The organism is Acinetobacter sp. RF14B (genome assembly GCF_006864105.1).
Taxonomy (GTDB): Bacteria; Pseudomonadota; Gammaproteobacteria; order Pseudomonadales; family Moraxellaceae; genus Acinetobacter; species Acinetobacter lwoffii_C.
The window spans coordinates 1-3,445 of the sequence record NZ_SMTB01000150.1 but is presented as its reverse complement, the minus strand read 5'-3'; the positions used below and the strand labels follow the sequence as shown (position 1 = coordinate 3,445).

3 protein-coding genes are annotated in these 3,445 nt (G+C 45.3%); 1 reads left to right on the top strand and 2 read right to left on the bottom strand.

Annotated elements, in window-relative coordinates:
- Positions 1-194 precede the first annotated feature (194 nt).
- Entirely contained in the window at positions 195-1,082 is an 888-nt protein-coding gene (locus E2K52_RS13850; protein ID WP_151205603.1) for an SDR family NAD(P)-dependent oxidoreductase, read from the bottom strand.
- A gap of 294 nt (positions 1,083-1,376) precedes the next feature.
- Complete coding sequence (locus E2K52_RS13845; protein ID WP_151205602.1) at positions 1,377-2,654, bottom strand: O-acetylhomoserine aminocarboxypropyltransferase/cysteine synthase family protein; 1,278 nt, start codon at positions 2,652-2,654, stop codon at positions 1,377-1,379.
- 311 nt (positions 2,655-2,965) lie between these two features.
- On the opposite strand from E2K52_RS13845, the gene E2K52_RS13840 reads away from it, so the two are divergent.
- The coding region (locus E2K52_RS13840) for an ATP-binding cassette domain-containing protein (RefSeq protein ID WP_151205601.1) at positions 2,966-3,445 on the top strand (480 nt) is incomplete at its 3' end.

Here is a 3,445-nt window from a genome sequence, read left to right as displayed (position 1 = left end):
CTTCTTGAGTAAGATGAGTATAGTTCATGATGCAACTTTGACTTTGGTCGGTCGGAAGCAAAATGCTAGCTCATCTTGCTCCCTTTCAATAATTTAATCTCTGTTGCACTTCATTTGAGAATCCAAGATGCTAAAAACACACAGGTTTAAAAAAACAAAAACCGCCTGTTCAGGCGGCTTGAGTCTTGGGTTTCTTACCAGTGTTCGCCCGGGAAAATCCGTGCATAGGCCTTTTGTACCCAGTTCAGTTTCTGTGGCTGACCAACCGAAGCCGAAGAGCTCGGGAACAGGTTATAACCAATCGACATCAATACATTGTTGATGTCCGGGGCAACAGCATAAGTAATTGAAGCCAGACGTCCCAGATGGGTCGCTACTTTCTTAGGACGTTTGACAATTGCATAGGCAACTAGTGCAGCTGCCTGCTCTGGCGACAGGGTAGGCACATATTTATAGATCTTGGTGGGTGCAATCATTGGGGTACGTACCAGAGGCATATAAACCGAAGTAATTGCCACCTTATGTGAATGGACCTCAGCTGACAGACAACGGCTAAACGCATCCAGTGCTGCCTTCGATGCCACATAGGCCGAGAAGCGGGTCGCATTGGCCAGTACGCCAATCGAGCTGATATTGATGATATGGCCAGCACGGCGGCTCATCATTTGTGGCAGGATATTCATAATCAGACGTACTGCACCAAAATAATTCAGCTGCATGGTGCGCTCAAAATCATGAAAGCGGTCGACTGACTCATGGACAGCACGACGAATCGAGCGGCCAGCATTATTGATTAGAATATCGATATGATCGACAGAGGCAATGATCTGCTTGGAGACTTCGTCAATCGCTTCCATATCATTCAGATCGCATGGAAAAATCGAGGCTTTACCACCTTTGGCTTCAATCTCTTGTTGAACCTGCTCCAAGGTTTCCTGGGTACGTGCCACCAATAATACATGTGCGCCAGCCTCAGCCAGCTGATGAGCTGTGGTCAAGCCGATCCCGCTAGAGGCTCCGGTAATCAGAACCGTTTTACCTGCGACACGTTTTTCCAATTGTTTCTGTAGTTTAGTTTTCACGTTTGTTATCCCTAATTTGAAAATAGCATTCAAATTGTTTTTTATTAAAAATCAGTGAAGGCTCTAACAGGAAATGAGAGCGAAGATGAGTCACAATATGATAATCAATTCTTCAGGAAAATCTAGACATTAAACTATTGAAAATACAATAAAAATTAGAGTAATTGCTCTATTTATACTCATTGTTTCATTTGATTTTTAACACGAAAAACAAAAGCAGAGCAAGTCTCTGTTTTAAAAATAAATAAAAAACTCCATCTCGAAAGATGGAGTTTGTTGAAGGAGTAATACGTTTTAGACAGCGGCCAACGCCTGCTCAAGATCGGCAATCAGATCATCAATATGTTCAATCCCGATGGATAAACGCACCATATCTTCACTAACTCCCGCAGATTTTAGCTCTTCAGGGTTGAGCTGGCGGTGAGTAGTGGTAGCTGGGTGACAGGCCAGACTCTTGGCATCGCCGATATTGACCAGACGGGTAAACAGTTGGAGTGCATCAATAAAGCGTGCCCCCCCTTCGCGCCCATCTTCAACTCCGAAGGTCAGAATGGCTGATGGTTTCCCTTTCACATATTTTTGTGCCAAAGCATGCTGTGGATGGTCTTTTAAGCCGGCATAATTGACCCATTTTACCTTGGCATGTTGTTGCAAGTATTCGGCTACTTTCTGGGCATTTTCGGTATGACGTTCCATACGCAGGCTTAAGGTTTCTAAACCTTGCAGAATCAGGAAGACGTTCTGCGGGCTAATCGCGGCGCCTGTATTGCGTAGCGGTACCACACGCGCACGTGCAATATAAGCCGCTTCGCCCAGCACTTCGACATAATTCACGCCATGATAGCTTGGGTCTGGGGTATTTAGTGTTTTAAAGCGCTCAGGGTATTTACCCCATGGGAACTTGCCACTATCCACAATGATGCCGCCAATTGAATTGCCATGACCGCCGATATATTTGGTCAGGGAGTGCACCACAATATCCGCACCAAAATCAAAAGATTTTTGCAGGACTGGAGTCGCAACCGTATTGTCCACGATTACGGGAACCCCATATTCATGGGCAATTTTGGAAATGGCTTCCAGGTCAATAATATTGCCCAGCGGATTACCAATCGACTCAACAAATACCAGTTTAGTCTTGTCATCAATCAGTTCACGTAGTGCTTCCGGATTTGCATAATCAAAGAAACGTACTTCGATCCCTTGCTTTGGCAAGGTGTGGGCAAACAGGTTGTAAGTACCGCCATATAAAGTTGAAACGGATGCAATATTGTCACCTGCTTCCGCAATGGTCTGAATGGCATAAGTAATTGCAGCCATACCCGAAGCCAAGGCAAGTGCGCCAATTCCACCTTCCAGGGCAGCAACCCGCTGTTCCAGCACAGCCGTAGTCGGGTTCATGATACGGGTATAGATATTTCCCGGGACTTTCAAGTCAAACAGATCTGCACCGTGCTGGGTATTGTCAAACGCATAGGAAGTGGTTTGATAAATCGGAACGGCGACCGCTTTGGTAGTGGGTTCGGGGCTATAACCTGCATGAATGGCAAGAGTTTCTGCTTTGTAAGTCATAAGATTCGATCTTCTTGATGTTTTGGGTATGGGGTGAGTCTAGCATTCTGGATATACACAAAAATGCATATTTACTCAATTGAATAGCTTAATTATTTATATAGAATCCTTGCAGGAATGCAAGTTTTTTACTAAAAAGCGCAGTTTGAAAATCCGCTCAGATAAAACTTGTAACAATGCATTGAAGTCCAGAGGAATGGCTTATGTTTTCGAGGCATTCTGCGTATAATAGCGGATAATTTTTTTCGCTCTTTTTGAGAGCAGGGGGATAAGTTTTGCCCCCATTTGGTTTTTCAGTTGAGGAGTCCTACGTGGCCCAATATATTTATACGATGAACCGAGTGTCGAAGATGGTACCGCCGAAACGCGAAATCCTGAAAGACATCTCTTTATCATTTTTTCCGGGTGCAAAAATTGGTGTGCTTGGTTTAAACGGTGCCGGTAAGTCCACTTTGCTCCGTATTATGGCGGGCGTAGACAAAGATTTCTCTGGTGAAGCACGTGCACAACCAGGTATCAAAATTGGCTACCTAGAGCAGGAACCACCGCTAGATCCAAGCAAAGACGTTCGCGGTAACGTTGAAGATGGTGTGCGTGAAGCGCTAGATGCGCTGGAACGTCTAGATCAGGTGTTTGCTGAATATGCCGAGCCGGATGCTGACTTTGATGCGCTGGCCAAAGAGCAGGAAAAGCTGGAAGCGATTATCCAGACTTGGGATGCACATAACCTGAACAACCAGCTGGAACAGGCTGCGGCCGCATTAAACCTGCCAGCATGGGATGCAGATGTC